The following is a 14,308-nucleotide window of genomic DNA, read 5'->3' on the forward strand; positions in this document are numbered from 1 at the left end:
CTAGGGACCGACCAACTCGACAGCATGCGAATTCACTTCATACCTCACAAAGGTTGGTCACGTGTGATAACTGTGTGCTGCTGTTTTTTGAGTTGACGGCGCATCTTGTACTTGGCCATGATCATATACAAGGACGGTACGACAAACAAGGTTAACAAGGTCGAGAATAACAATCCGAAAATGACGGTAAAAGCCAGTGGCTTAAAGAGCAGGCTTCCCAATAGTGCTAACGGAATCATACCTACAATAGCTGCCAAAGATGTCAATAAAATCGGTCTGAAGCGAGCGGCGGCTGCCTGTATCACGGCTTCCTTTAATTCCATTCCTTCATGGCGTGCATCCTCGATAAATTCAATTAACACAATCCCATTCCGCACAACAATGCCCGCGAGAGCAATAATTCCCATGATGCTCATAAAACCGATAGGCATACCGGTCAAGAAGATACCAATAATCCCGCCGGCTGCTGCCAGATACACGGTCGTCATAATAATAATAGGAATGGAGAGGGAATAAAATTGCATGGTAATCAAGAGTAAAATGAGCAAGACTACAACGATCGCCAGCTGTCCTAAGTCCTTGAATATGGTCGATTGGTCAGAGGTTTCTCCACCAACCTCCCATTTGTAGCCTTCTGGGAACTTCATTTGCGCCAGCTTACTTTCAACGTCAACCATCGCTTCGCTTGCAGTTCGTCCGTTCAAGTCGGCTTCCACCGTAATCGTCCGCTCCATATTGTAATGCTTGATTTGCTGAATAGCAAATGAAGGCTTAATCTGGACGAGCTGGTTTAATGGTATTTGCTTACCAGCTGTATTAACTACACTTAATTGTTGGAAAAGCTTACTTGGCTCCTCGTCACTGTGATTCAAATACATTTTAATATCAACCAGACTGTTTCCAGTATCAAATTGGCTGACTTGAGCTCCTTCTTTTAATAGAAGCAGGGTACGAGTCAAATCTGTGTAGCTTACCAGGTACTGATCCATTGCTTGCTTGTTGACCTCAAGCTCCAGTGCATATCGTTCAATTCCTATATCATCCACGATGCCTGTTGTGCCCTCTACTGTCGCGATCTGCTCCTTTGCTTTTTGGGCAAGGGTTTGCAGTTCATTCAGATCCTGACCTGAGATACGAATAGAAACGGGCTTACCCACTGGAATCCCGAGACGAGGAACATACATCGTCACTGTAACTCCAGGGTAGGATTTCTTAACATGTTGTTCCCAAGCATCCACTGTCGTATTGAGATCGAATACGTTTTCTTTGCCGACGACAGCAATCTGCCCCACCGTTTCGTTATAACTAATATCTCCACCCATACTATTAATGTCACTAAACAGTTGTGGGGCAGTCCCTCCAGCGCTGTAGACGACCTTGGAAGTTTCAGGTTGCTTTTTCACCCAGCCTGCAAGGTCTTTAACGACCTGGTCGGTTTCCGCAATTGAAGTGCCTACAGGCATTTTTACATTTAGTGCAACATGAGGATCTTCCGACTCAGGAAAAAGTTCAACTGAGGTAAAGGGGACTAATCCATAGGCGGCTGTTCCAAGCATGAGTCCGACCATGGCTGTCAACAAGGGACGCTGAATGACCTTAGGCATCAGTTTTTGTGAATAGAGCTTGTTTAAAGAATGAATCTGCTGGCCGAGCAAGCCTGCTGGTTTAGACTTACCCTGAGGGTGACGAGCCTGTCTGCGCTTCTCATACCATTCTCGAAAAATAGGGATGATGGTGAGCGACATAATCATAGAGGCAAGCATGGTCAGGGAGACAATAGCAGGAATGGGTTTAATAAAGGCACCTACATTTCCAGGAAGAAACAACAATGGCGCGAAAGCTGAGATGGTGGCCAGAGTTGCAACCAAAATAGAAAGCATGACCTCTTTGGTACCTTTTACAGCTGCGACTGAGGGTGATTCTCCTAATTCCGTAAGTCTACGCTCAATATTATCATTTACAACTACGGCATCATCCACGAGTATGCCGAGTACGATGATCAGACCGACAACGGAAATCTGATTTAGAGTGATGCCGAACATAGGCAAAAAGATAATGGCAATCGAAACCGAAATAGGAATGGCCAGTGCAACAAATGCAGAGGTGAGCAAATTCAGCCCCAACATACAAACGAGAATAACGGCCGCAATCGCAAGAATCGTTTCACGCTTTAAGTCGTCAAAGATATGGCTTACCTGATCCTTTTGTGCAAAAAGAGTTTGAAAGTGGACACCTGCGGGGAGTGTTTTCTCCAGCTCTTTGAGCTTGGTATTGACCTTTTCACTCATAGAAGGGATGTCTGTGCCTGTTTCTGCTCCAATACTTAGCGTAATGGCCGGTTTACCCTCTACATAGGCAAAGTATTCTGCATTAGGATGTGCTAGCTCCGTTGTGCCGACATCTCTCAAATATACAGGATTACCTTCTTTGGTGCGTGTCAAAAGGACCTGATTCAATTCATCAGCTTTTTCGGTCTCGCGAACAATAAGTTGATAGGTACGTCCGTTGTATTCAATATTGCCGGTAGGAACCCGATCAATTTGAGACTGGATCGCTTGAGCTACTTGTCCCCATGACAGCTGGTATTGCTGAAGCTTCTGGTTGTCAATATGGACACGTACTTCTTGATCAGGGAGACCATTGAATTTGACGCTAGATACGCCAGAAATGGTATTAAGCTGATCTTTCCAAGTTGTTGTTAAATCATTTAGTTTATACAGTGGTGCGGAAGAGTCAGCTGTTAGGGCATAGGAGCCAATAAAAGAGCTGGTTAGTTTGTCATTTACAACAGGCACTTCAGCACCTTGAGGAAGATCAGCTTGTGCATCTTGCACTTTTTTACGCATATCATCCCAAACCGTTTGAGGATCAACTCCGTTTTTGGATTCGATTAAAATTGAGGAGAATCCGTTACCAGAAGTCGAACTAATCGTTTTAACACCTTCAACTTCCTTAATGCGTTTCTCCAGCTCTTTAGTTACGGTTTGTTCTACTTTTTGTGGTGAAGCACCAGGGTAGACTGTTGTTACCATAGCATTCTGTATGGTGACATCCGGCATTTCCTGCTGTGGTAACTGGAAAAAGGCGAAGATTCCGACCAAAATCAGCATGACAAAAAACAGCAATGTAATTTTTCGCTTTTTTACGATGTACTCAATCATGGGCGTCCGCCTTCCTCCGACTGAATCGCATTTCCATCAAACAGGTTTTCTGCCCCTTTAACGATAATACGTTCGCCTTCACGAAGTCCCGATACGATTTGCAACTGATTATCTACAACCTGATTACCAAGCTCCACAGGGGTTTTAACAGCTTTTCCTTGAATGTCTTTGAAAATAAAAGGCTTGCTTCCCGTGTTAATGACTGCTTCGGCAGGAACGAGAATCCCATTCTTGTCGGTCACCTGTTGAGCAGCTTTAATGACCTGACCGGGTAACCAGTCTCGCTGTGGATTGTTTATAACAATCTCTACGTTAACCCTTCCCGTGTCGGTGCTGGTTGAAGGATAGACGTTAGACACCGTACCTTGACGAGTCTCTTCATAGAGCGCCAATTCTACTTGTTGACCCTTTTTCCAATCCTTAATTTCACTGTCTGGTACAGGAAGCATTACTTTGAGGCGGTCGATGGAGCCTATGCGATAGACGGCTTGCCCTGACGCGACCAAATCACCTGTATTCACGATTTTGTCTAAGATTACGCCGTTCACGGGAGAGGTTAAACGGGTGCGTGATAGTGCTAGCTCTGCCTGACCCTTGGCGACAAGGGCTTTTTCGTAGTTGGCATGGGCTTGTTTTTGGGAAGCCGCAGCCTGTTCACTGGCCGCAAGGGCTTTGCTTTTACCTGCAAGCGCATCTTGAAAGGAAGCTTGGGCGGATTGATGATCTTCGGCTGTGGCCCCTTCCAGCAAAAGGGACAGGGATTCCTTGGCTTGTTCCAGGTCTTTCAGGGCTGCGGTAGCATTCAGGCGAGCATTTTCATTATCTGATGCAGTAGCAGCGCCTGCCTCAAACAGCTTCTGTGTACGCTCGCTATCCGTCTTGGCCTTGTTATAAGCGCTTTGTGCCTTATCTACAGTAGCTTGCGCTTGTTGTTTCTCTTGAGCACGTGCGCCTTTATTGACCTTGTTAACATTCGCGCGAGCTCCTGTAATGCCTGCATCGGCGGATTGAATCGCGGAGGTAGCAGCCTGTAAATTAGCCTGTGCGTTATCAATACCAGCCTGTGCTTCCAAGATGGAGGCTGTCGCCTGTGCCACCTGAAGTTTGTAGTCAGCGTCATCCAGACTAGCAATAACGGCGCCCTTCTGTACAGCAGTACCGACAGTGAGATATGCACTGGCTACAGTGCCTCCATTTTGGAAAGCCAGTGTGTTCTCCTCATAAGCCTGAAGAGTGCCTGACAAGTTATAGACGGTATGAAGGGGTGTGGATTTGACGATTGCAGTGCGCACAACGGTTGGCTGTGCTGATGAACCTAGAGCGGCATCTTTTTTTTCTGTAGAACATCCGGTGAGTGCGATGCTCAGGGATAAAGTGAATATGATGATGGCCCGTTGTTTATTCATGATTATCAATCCTTCCGATAGGGTCATAATTGGAGTTGTGAACTAACCAGTATTATTTGAACTAATAAGTTCAAATGTATTATAGTGCGCCGATATTGCATTCGTCAATTCATCGTTTTAGATTTTATGAATTAGTTGACGGGATTTTCGTAACTTTTGCCTATATAATAAGTCTATTAACATAAGAGGATTTTTTTGTTTATTGATAGAGTACACGCGCGGAACAAAACCGTTTGAATACATTGAAGATGGGAGCTATTATCCAAATGTTTTTAAGTAATAAGAAACAGAGTGAAGTGAAAGTTAATGGCAGAGGAATGGCTAAAAGATGGGCCGTGTTAACACTGGCAGGGGTATTATGGGTCGGTCCGGTTGCTGGAACTGGGGCTCTAATCCCCTTGAATGGTTGGATGTCTGCTCCAATCGCAAGTGCAGCCTCTGGTTCAACTGTAAAATTGGGCGAAGAGATCATTACTTCGGGTGCAACATTATTGAAATATCGTTTTAAAGGTTCCAAAGGAACAGCGCTGGCTGATATCATTCGAGTGGACTTGCAAAATCCGTACGTTAAGCTGGATGTCATGACGGGGAAGAATGGACAGTTTACGACCCGTCAGAGCACAGGTGGCATGGCAAAAGAGACCGGGGCGGTTGCTGGTGTAAACGGGGATTATTTTAATACTTCCAGCGAGGGAGCGCCGATCGGTGGACAAGTATCCAAGGGTGTGTTGATGTCTACTCCGTCTGATTTAACGGGTATGTATGCCTTTGCTGTAACCAAGGATGGTTCTCCGATGGTGGAGCAGTTTACTTTTGAAGGTACAGTGAAAGCTGGAGATGGGTCGTCCTTCTCTTTGGCGGGGATGAACAAGGCTTCGTATTCCCCTGAGACGAGTGGGGGCAACTATAGTCACTCTAATGCTATGTATATTTATACATCTGCTTGGAAAGCAATTGAGCGCCCCAAAAACAGTTCGACAACGCCCACCGAGATCTTGGTACAAAATGGTGTAGTTACACAAGTCTCCGACAATGCTACGTTGAATATGACCGTTCCGCAGGATGGCTATATTTTACGTACTCATGGTAAAGCCGCTGATTATGCCAAAGCGCATCTGACCGTGGGACAAACCGTAGAAACGAGCTATCATCTTCGTGTTAAATCGACAGGGAGTGAAGTAGATCCTTCTAACCTTCAGATGATGATTGGTGGACATACCATATTAGTAAATGACGGCCAGAAAACCTCTTTTTCCCGGAGCACAACAAGCATAGGCGGGACACGTGCGCGTACAGCTCTGGGATATTCTCGTGACAAGCGTTACGCTTATGTCATTGCTGTTGAGAAGAATGGGAACAGCGTTGGTGTATCCCTGAGCGAGCTGCAAACGCTGATGAAGGATATTGGCGTCTGGAAGGGGATGAACCTTGACGGGGGCGGCTCTACCACTATGGTGACACGTGATTTGGGAGATACGACAGCGGGGCTTACGTTCAATACAGAATATGGTACAGAGCAACGTAGTATTGTAAATGGAGTAGGGGTATATACCAATGCTCCTAAAGGAACGCTCAAAGGCTTCACCATCAAGGGCAATAAAACGCTGCTGATTGGACAGACCGGAAGCTATTCCTTCAAAGGCTATGACAACTACTACAATCCATTTGATACCTCGAAAGTACAAGTGACGTGGAAATCCAGCAATCCGGCTGTTGTATCAGTGAGCGGCGGCGTTGTAAAGGGAGCCAAACCAGGAACGGCTACTTTAACGGCATCCAGTGGCTCAGCCAGCGCTACAACCAAGGTCACGGTGCTTGGAGCAGATGAAATTTCATCACTTACCGCAGGCACTGGAACTGGCTCGCTTACCGCTGGAGCTAAAATCGCTGTACCGGTAACGGCAAAGACAAAAGATGGACAGAGTGTCAGCATTACGTCCGATGCGCTCAAATGGGAGTTCATCGGCTTTAAGGGAAGTGTCAAGGACAATCAGCTTACGGTAAATACGGTGGATGCAGGCGTAAAAACGGGCTATGCCATCGGTCGCTATGATGGTTTCAGCGCTGTCGTCTTCCTGTCTGCTGGTGGAGCAAGTACAAACAACTGGGAGAACTTCGAAAATGTTTCGTATCCGGTTGATTTTACTTCGAATGTGGAAGGTGTTACTGGCACAGCGGCTGTTGTACAAGGAGATGGTGACCATGCCAATTCCAAAGTGCTAGAGCTGAACTACGATATGACGAACGGCAGTGGTAAAATGTATGCTTACGCTCAATTGAACGGCACATCCGGGAAAACGCTTGAACAGGCGGCTACTTCCATCTCGATTGATGTCAGAGGGGATAAGAGTCTGAACTGGCTGCGTGCAGAGCTAGAGGATGCTCAAGGCAAAACAGCATATATTGATCTCGCTAAAGTGATCGACTGGAACGGCTGGAAAACCATTAATGCAGATATGAGCGGTTTGAATATTTCGTATCCGGCGAAGCTGAAGCGTCTTTATGTGGTCAATGTGGCAGAGGGTCAGGACGAGCGCGCTAAAACAGGCAATGTTGCTTTTGATAATATTTCTTTTAATACACCGGGAACGGTCGGTACAGAAGGACTCAAAAAGGGAACAGCTCAGATGACGATCGGACAAAAATCAATGACGGTGAACGGAACGCCTACAACAATTGATGCAGCTCCGATGACCCGCAATGGCTCAACGTATGTTCCGATTAAGTATGTGCTGGACGCATTTGGCGGACAAGCTAAATGGAATGCGGGCGATCAGCGGATCACCATTATGCGCGGCGGTGTGCTGATGGATTTGACCGTAGGGAAAAAAGAAGTTGTTCTGAACGGGAAGCGTCAAAGCACTGATGTTGCACCCGTTGTGCTAGGAGGTAGGACTTTAGTCCCATTGAGACTCGTATCTGAGCAGTTAGGAATGACTGTAAAATGGGAACAAGAAACGAAGACCATCACCCTTCAGTCATGATATGGTATGATATATACTTGAAATGCTAGGATTGGAGTAGAACATTTGTGGACTTTCAAGCCGATATCATAGACCGAGTCATTAAAAATGCCATCCAGGTGATGGAGAACAGCAAATATCAGATGTTCGAAATATTGGACACGGCCCGGACCGAGCTGGTCACGTTAAATCAGGAGCTCCAGAGCGTCTTGAAGGAAACGGCAGAAACGATCGAAAAGGTGGACCAGCTGGAAATGAACTATCGGCGGTCCCGCATTCGGTTGACTGAGGTCAGCCGTGACTTCGTTCGCTATTCGGAAGAGGATATCAAGCAGGCTTATGAGAAGGCAACACAGCTTCAACTCGATGTGATGATTTTCCGTGAGAAGGAAATGTATCTCAAAGCCAGAAGAGATGATCTTCAAAAGCGGGCCAAAAGTGTCGAGGCTTCTGTCGAGCGTGCCGAAACCATCGGTTCGCAGATGGGGGTCGTGCTGGAATATTTGTCGGGCGAATTGGGACAAGTGACGCGGATCATCGAATCGGCCAAAAACCGGCAGTTTATTGGTCTGAAAATTATTTTAGCTCAGGAAGAGGAGCGCAAACGCATATCCCGTGAAATTCACGATGGACCTGCGCAGCTCCTTGCGCATCTAGTGCTTAGGACGGAAATTGTGGAAAGAATGATCGCCAAGCAGGAATTTAAGATGGTTCAGGACGAAATAGTAGACTTGAAGAAACAGGTTCGCTCCAGTCTTGAGGAAATGCGAAAGGTCATTTTCAATTTGCGTCCTATGGCCCTGGATGACCTGGGACTTATTCCGACGCTCCGGAAATATGTGCAGGATTTTGAAGAAAAAACGAAGATTAGATCGCTTTTTGAAACAAGGGGCAAGGAACACCGTCTCTCTTCCGCGATGGAAGCAGCCATTTACCGTCTGATCCAGGAAGCTTTGACCAACGCTGCCAAGCATGCTTATCCTACCTATGTGCTTGTTGAGATTACCTATCAGGCGCAGCTTGTAAAAATCGTGGTGCAGGATAATGGTTTGGGCTTCAAGCCAGAGCTTTTTCAGCAAAAAAGCAAAGATCATGGGCATTTTGGTCTGATTGGTATGCGGGAAAGGGTTGAACTGCTCGAGGGGAGAATGGAGATCGAATCAGCTGAGAATCAAGGCACCAAGATAGTGATTCATATCCCAACCAACGTGGAAAAGGGAAAGGAGTAACAACATGGAAAATCAGGAAATTAGCAATGCACCCATTAAAGTTCTCTTAGCGGACGATCATCAGTTGTTCCGTGAAGGACTTAAACGTATTTTGAATATGGAGGACGACATTGAGGTCATCGGAGAATGTGGCGACGGTATTCAAGTGTTGGAATTCTGTAACGTAGAGAAACCGGATATTGTTCTTATGGACATTAATATGCCAATTGAAAATGGTGTAGAGGCAACCGAAAAACTGCGTGAGATGTTCCCGGATGTCAAAGTTATCATTTTATCCATTCATGATGATGAAAGCTATGTATTCGAGACGTTGCGCAAGGGAGCCAATGGTTATTTGTTAAAAGATATGGAGGCCGAGTCCCTCATTAATGCAATTCGTTCGGTTCATGAAGGATATGCGTTTATCCATCCGAAGGTAACGGGTAAACTCATTCAGCAGCTTCGCCGGATGACCTACTTGAACGAAACAGGGGCTATGGCTGAAGGTCATACCAAGGAAGCCGGCGTGAAGTTTGTCGCAGGTGAAAATAATCCATTGACCCGTCGTGAAGCTGAAGTGCTGCGTCTGATGGCTGAAGGTAAGAGCAACAAGATGATCGGTGAATATTTATTCATTAGTGAGAAAACGGTCAAAAACCATGTCAGCAGCATTCTGCAAAAAATGGAGGTTGATGACCGTACACAAGCAGTTATTAACTCAATCAAATATGGATGGGTTACGCTGTAAAGTGTAGTTTTTCCATGCATTAGACGATGTAGCTGCTAATAGATATGAATGCTGTACCGCCTTTCTTTTGGAGCGATATGTCCGCTCATACGGAAACCCAGTACATAACCGTGACACCTCTTCCTGTTATACGGCATATATTGTCGCTATAGGAGGAGGTGGAACCCTCGTGACGGCTCACTTGGTTTGGATATTGCTTATATACGGTGTGGGAGCCGCAGTCGTTCATCTTATGTATATACGACAGGCGGTTCAGGCTTATCACAATGGTGAAGATTCACGCGCAATATCTCCGGGTCATCGTGCGACTCGCTATATTGTGATTACGTCCAATGACGGAGATCGTGTGGAATGGGTGATGCGTTCGCTGAACATACTTGCCTGGCTACACCGGAGGCCGCTACATGTGACAGTACTGGATGATGAATCTATGGACGATACGCTACCGATTCTGACACGGTTAGTGCGCTATAGTCATATGGATGTTTCAGTCATTTCAAGTCGTTTTTCACCGGGGAACCCGGTCTTACCGAAGTCAGGCGGTGAAAAGCAGGTTGTTATTGATCTTAGAACGGTCAAGTCGTTGGCGGACGCCCCACTTGTTCCTTAGCGACAGGGGATTGTGGACATCGTGGTCAAAATCGGATATAAATGTTTATAAACAGTTGCATAGGCAAGACGACAGGGATCTCATTGAGATCTACTTGATGTGAAGCACACTTCAGGCTATTAGCCATAGGAGTGTGCTTTTTTGCTGTTCTCTGGGGTGACAAGAACCGCAAAAATCATGAATGGGAGGAGAAGGGGAAGGTGAAAATTGCAGTATATGCAGTGAAGTATAAAGGGAATTGGACTCTCCGATTATCTGTGGATATTCGAGTAGATATGACATGGTGGATGAATCAAGATGAGGGACAAGAGAATGTTGTCGAAAGATGGGTGTTATTAGGAGATGAGCTTCCCTTGTCCTGGGGGACAAAGCTGTGCGAAACATTTAAGGAATTAGCAGATATGGAGCGATGGGGAAAACGGCAGTGGTGGGCTTATATTCTCGCACAGCTAAAAAGTGAACTGGCTCCTGAGCCTTTTGACGGAGAACGGATTTTATCTGGAGGAGTAGAAAATATATGCATTTGGGATGGTGGACAAGGGCGGACTTCTCGCACAGAAAGTAGGAATGAGGGACGAGAAACAAACGGAGGTTTACGTTCTATTCAAAAAAGGAGCCTCGTCACGGGAATTGATGGATTGGATAGGGAGTGTTTAACACGACAAGCGAATGAGCTGGTTAATTTGTTGTCAGGACGCCAGTTACTCGTTCCGGAAGCCGAAGCGCTACTGGCAGAGGCAGCGCCAGGTTTGGAGCGTACTTGGCGATCCGCTGCACAGCTTGCATATCTGCAAGGCCGACTCAGCTTTGCTGCTGGCCTCGCTCCAGCACCACGTACGCGATGGTCTGCCGCGCGTACGCATGAACTCCGCTGCAACCGTTGTGGCAGCGGGATAGTGTACCGCACGAGCTGTGCGTCGTGCGGACGTAAGGCGTGCGCTTACTGCGAGACATGTCTCGCGCTGGGGCGCAGCCGTGAATGCTCGCTGCTGCTGCGCGGTGCAGCGAAACCCGCCCTGCCACACACAGCAGGCACAGCCCCGGCGACGGAACTCGACCGCTGGAGGCTGAGCCCTGCACAGCGTGCCGCCGCCGAAGCGGCGCTGCGCTTTTTGGCCGCACCGCACGGCGAAGTGCAGGGACGTTTTCGCCCGGAAGGCCGTGGGCTCCGGGCGTTGTTCCGGCGCGACATGGTTGCGTGCCGGGGATCAGGTGCTGCCGCTTCGCAGGGCAGCCCCCTTGCCCGCAGCAGGCAGTCTTCGCCAAAACCTGGCGAAGGTGCAAGGTATAGCGCTGATCGGCAAGGGCACGTTATTACGGTAGAACGTTTTCTGCTCTGGGCTGTAACAGGCGCAGGCAAGACGGAAATGATGTTTCCGCTCTTGCAATATGTGTTGGACCACGGAGGGACGGCACTTGTGGCAACACCACGCCGCGATGTGGTACTTGAGTTAGCGCCTCGTTTGGCCATTGCTTTTCCCAATGTGAGCATGGTGACGCTCTATGGGGGGAGCGTAGAACGCTGGCAAAGGGGACAGCTGACACTGGCAACGACACACCAGCTATTGCGTTATCGTCAAGCCTTTGACTTGGTTGTGATTGACGAGATTGACGCGTTCCCTTATCACAATGATCCTATGCTTGCCTTTGCTGCACGAGCAGTATGTAAGCCGAAGGGAAAGTTTATCTATTTGTCTGCTACACCACCCCATGCTTTGCAGAAAGAGGCTGCACGCGGTCTACTGCCACACGCCAAGGTTCCCGTTCGTTTTCATCGTCATCCCCTACCTGTCCCATTTCGCCTGGGGACTGCTTCAGTGCAACATTGGCTGCAAAAAGGTCGGCTTCCCGCATCCTTTATTCAACGCCTACGCGTATCCATACAACGTGGAGCACAGGTTTTCCTGTTTGTGACACGAATCTCACTTATTCAGGGACTTGTGGAGCTGCTGATTAAACAATTGCCTGATGTACCTATTGCTGGAACCTCCTCACAGGATGAAGAAAGAACCGCTAAAGTGCGCTTATTTCGAGCTACTGAAATACGAGTTCTGGTCACAACGACTATTTTGGAGCGAGGGGTGACTGTTCCACGGAGTGATGTGTATGTGTTAGACGCGGACAGCAGTCTTTTTGATGAAGCCTCTCTTGTCCAAATGGCTGGTCGCGCGGGAAGGTCCAAGGATGATCCATGTGGAGGTGTTATTTTTACATCGCCCCAATGGACTCGAGGCCAAAAGAGAGCGATTAGACAAATTAAACGAATGAATGCACTGGCTCGGAAAAAAGGGTACCTGAAGGAGGTGAAGCACTAAATGTATTAAATAAAAAAAGTTTTTTTGGAAATGTGAAACCTGAAACAATGTCAGTACGTAAACTACCAAGAAAGGTGCATTCTGGTATGGGGATGATTCCAAGAACCCGTCTATTTTTGAATTGGTTATTCCAACGTCAGTCCCAAACATGTATCGCTTGCGGCACTTTCACAGGACGTTTTTCTGAATTCTCTGGGATATGTACTTCTTGTTCGCTTCAAATTCCTTGGGTTTACAACATTCGTTGTGTTCATTGCGGACGTCCGACGTTTTGCCCGGATTGCGTAAAATTTGACCGATTAGTACGTTACTTTGTATGCAATCGGAGTGCAACCAGCTATACGCCGATGATGAGAGAATGGATTGGACAGTTCAAATATCGCGGGAATGAAAAGTATGGTTCCCTGCTGGGTGAGATCATGAATCGAGCCTATCAGGCGATGAGGTATGAGTTTGCAAGTCTTAAACATTCTCGTTTCAAGCGTTCTTTGTGGAGTGTGGATATAGTGACCTGTGTCCCGGTAAGTAAGAAGAGGCTGACAGAGCGAGGCTTCAATCAGGCTCGGATCTTGGCAGAAGAGATCGCTAGGCGGAATAATCTCCCCTTCCTATCATTACTTGCTCGTCCACAAGATACAGGCAAACAAAGCTTTAAATCAAAAAAGGAACGCATGAACACAATGAATAATGCGTTTTCTGTCCACCCCAATATGACAAATTTGCTGAAGTCTTTTATTTTAAAAGCTGAATCTCAATGTGTTACGAAGGATAAGCTTTCCGTTACCGTTTTGCTTGTAGATGATATTTATACAACGGGGAGCACATTGCAGGCGTGTGCACGTGTATTGAGAGAAAAGGCATTAGAGCAAGGAATACATTTGACTATTTTTTGCCTGACTTTAGCCAGATCATAAGTCCAAATCTCCAGTATTTCTCATGATTATTTTGCTTGAAACTATGAAAAAAGGGTATAATTCCCTTAATGGAAGAATTAGATGATAGAGCAGAAGCCATTTAAACCATACAATCAGCAGGATTTGACAACGAGCTAGAGAGAGGTATATAATAAAAGTATAGAGACAAACAAAAAGTAAGGAAGTGAGGGATGAAAACAGAATATTTCAATTTAGAGGTTGATTTTTTTGGAAAAGAGGAGTACAATTTCTATCTGTTGATAGCTAACATGATTGGTAATAAGTGATTAGCTAATGACTAAAGAGCGGACATTGGGAGTGTCTCGCTCAGTAGTAAAGCAGTTAATTAAAATTTAAAGCTAAAAAGAGGAGAGAAAAAATCATGAAAAACGTAATGAAAAAAGTAGCAGTATCTAGCATGTTGGCAGTTAGTTTAGGTGCAGTATCTTTGTTGAGTCCACTTGCAACAGGTCAAGTAATGGCAAAATCGAACTCTGACCAAATTAAGGATCAAGCTGAAGAACAACTGATCATCAAACAACAAGAAGAAGCCCAAAAAGCATTTGAAGCAAAACTTTTTGGAACTGAAACTACTGAAAATGCAGCAACTACAACACCAGCTCAACCAGCTACTGAGAACAATAATCAAGCAACAACCACAAAACCAACAACGACTACAACTGAAACACCAGCAGCTGTAAATACAATCACAGTAAATGTTCAAGAAGGCGACACACTGGCTTCTATTGCTGAAAAATACGGTGTAACTGTTGAAGAACTGGTTAAAATCAACAACCTGGTTAAAGTAGGGCAAGAACTGCAAGTACCGCAAACAAACACAAATAAATAATTATCATTATAACTGTACAATAAAATGTGTTTTTTAAACCAAGCGTTTGACTATAGTATACGGGAAGGCCTCTATTAAAACAATGCTTTTTTGAATAATTATTTGTGAAATAGCTTGTTTTTTTGGGCTGCAA

9 protein-coding genes are annotated in these 14,308 nt (G+C 46.1%); 7 read left to right on the forward strand and 2 right to left on the reverse strand.

The annotated features are described in order from the left end of the window. Window positions 1-44 precede the first annotated feature (44 nt). Both MKX59_RS03070 and MKX59_RS03075 read right to left on the reverse strand, forming a co-directional pair. On the reverse strand, window positions 45-3,161 hold the full coding sequence (locus MKX59_RS03070) for an efflux RND transporter permease subunit (RefSeq protein WP_071558135.1): 3,117 nt from the start codon (window positions 3,159-3,161) through the stop codon (window positions 45-47). Beyond that, complete coding sequence (locus tag MKX59_RS03075) at window positions 3,158-4,567, reverse strand: efflux RND transporter periplasmic adaptor subunit (protein WP_023990682.1); 1,410 nt, start codon at window positions 4,565-4,567, stop codon at window positions 3,158-3,160. The genes MKX59_RS03070 and MKX59_RS03075 overlap by 4 nt, the downstream gene beginning before the upstream one ends. A 266-nt stretch (window positions 4,568-4,833) precedes the next feature. Here MKX59_RS03075 and MKX59_RS03080 point away from each other — a divergent pair, with 266 nt between their 5' ends. From MKX59_RS03080 to MKX59_RS03110, 7 genes are all read left to right on the forward strand, one after another. Next, entirely contained in the window at window positions 4,834-7,551 is a 2,718-nt protein-coding gene (locus tag MKX59_RS03080) for a stalk domain-containing protein (RefSeq protein ID WP_076264496.1), read from the forward strand. Window positions 7,552-7,598: 47 nt separating this feature from the next. Then, window positions 7,599-8,759, forward strand: coding sequence for a sensor histidine kinase (locus MKX59_RS03085; protein WP_013312293.1), 1,161 nt, complete (start codon window positions 7,599-7,601; stop codon window positions 8,757-8,759). Window positions 8,760-8,763: 4 nt separating this feature from the next. Continuing rightward, complete coding sequence (locus MKX59_RS03090; protein ID WP_007432713.1) at window positions 8,764-9,486, forward strand: response regulator; 723 nt, start codon at window positions 8,764-8,766, stop codon at window positions 9,484-9,486. Window positions 9,487-9,655: 169 nt separating this feature from the next. Next, a complete protein-coding gene (locus tag MKX59_RS03095; protein WP_025719114.1) occupies window positions 9,656-10,096 on the forward strand; it encodes a hypothetical protein in 441 nt (146 codons plus the stop codon). 200 nt (window positions 10,097-10,296) lie between these two features. Then, window positions 10,297-12,411, forward strand: coding sequence for a helicase-related protein (locus tag MKX59_RS03100; protein ID WP_071558137.1), 2,115 nt, complete (start codon window positions 10,297-10,299; stop codon window positions 12,409-12,411). Between the two features lie 47 nt (window positions 12,412-12,458). After that, window positions 12,459-13,325: a ComF family protein gene (locus MKX59_RS03105; RefSeq protein WP_340857571.1), complete on the forward strand. Its 867-nt coding sequence runs from the start codon at window positions 12,459-12,461 to the stop codon at window positions 13,323-13,325. 382 nt (window positions 13,326-13,707) lie between these two features. Beyond that, window positions 13,708-14,175, forward strand: a complete 468-nt coding sequence (locus MKX59_RS03110) for a LysM peptidoglycan-binding domain-containing protein (protein WP_028542157.1) — start codon at window positions 13,708-13,710, stop codon at window positions 14,173-14,175. Window positions 14,176-14,308: the final 133 nt, after the last annotated feature.

Source organism: Paenibacillus sp. FSL R7-0340 (genome assembly GCF_038002205.1).
GTDB classification, from domain to species: Bacteria; Bacillota; Bacilli; order Paenibacillales; family Paenibacillaceae; genus Paenibacillus; species Paenibacillus polymyxa_B.

Excerpts from the sequence above, each read along its gene's own strand:
- MKX59_RS03070 (WP_071558135.1), bottom strand. The coding sequence starts at position 3,161 with ATGATTGAGTACATCGTAAAAAAGCGAAAAATTACATTGCTGTTTTTT.
- MKX59_RS03075 (WP_023990682.1), bottom strand. The coding sequence starts at position 4,567 with ATGAATAAACAACGGGCCATCATCATATTCACTTTATCCCTGAGCATC.
- MKX59_RS03080 (WP_076264496.1), top strand. The coding sequence starts at position 4,834 with ATGTTTTTAAGTAATAAGAAACAGAGTGAAGTGAAAGTTAATGGCAGA.
- MKX59_RS03090 (WP_007432713.1), top strand. The coding sequence starts at position 8,764 with ATGGAAAATCAGGAAATTAGCAATGCACCCATTAAAGTTCTCTTAGCG.
- MKX59_RS03105 (WP_340857571.1), top strand. The coding sequence starts at position 12,459 with ATGTCAGTACGTAAACTACCAAGAAAGGTGCATTCTGGTATGGGGATG.
- MKX59_RS03110 (WP_028542157.1), top strand. The coding sequence starts at position 13,708 with ATGAAAAACGTAATGAAAAAAGTAGCAGTATCTAGCATGTTGGCAGTT.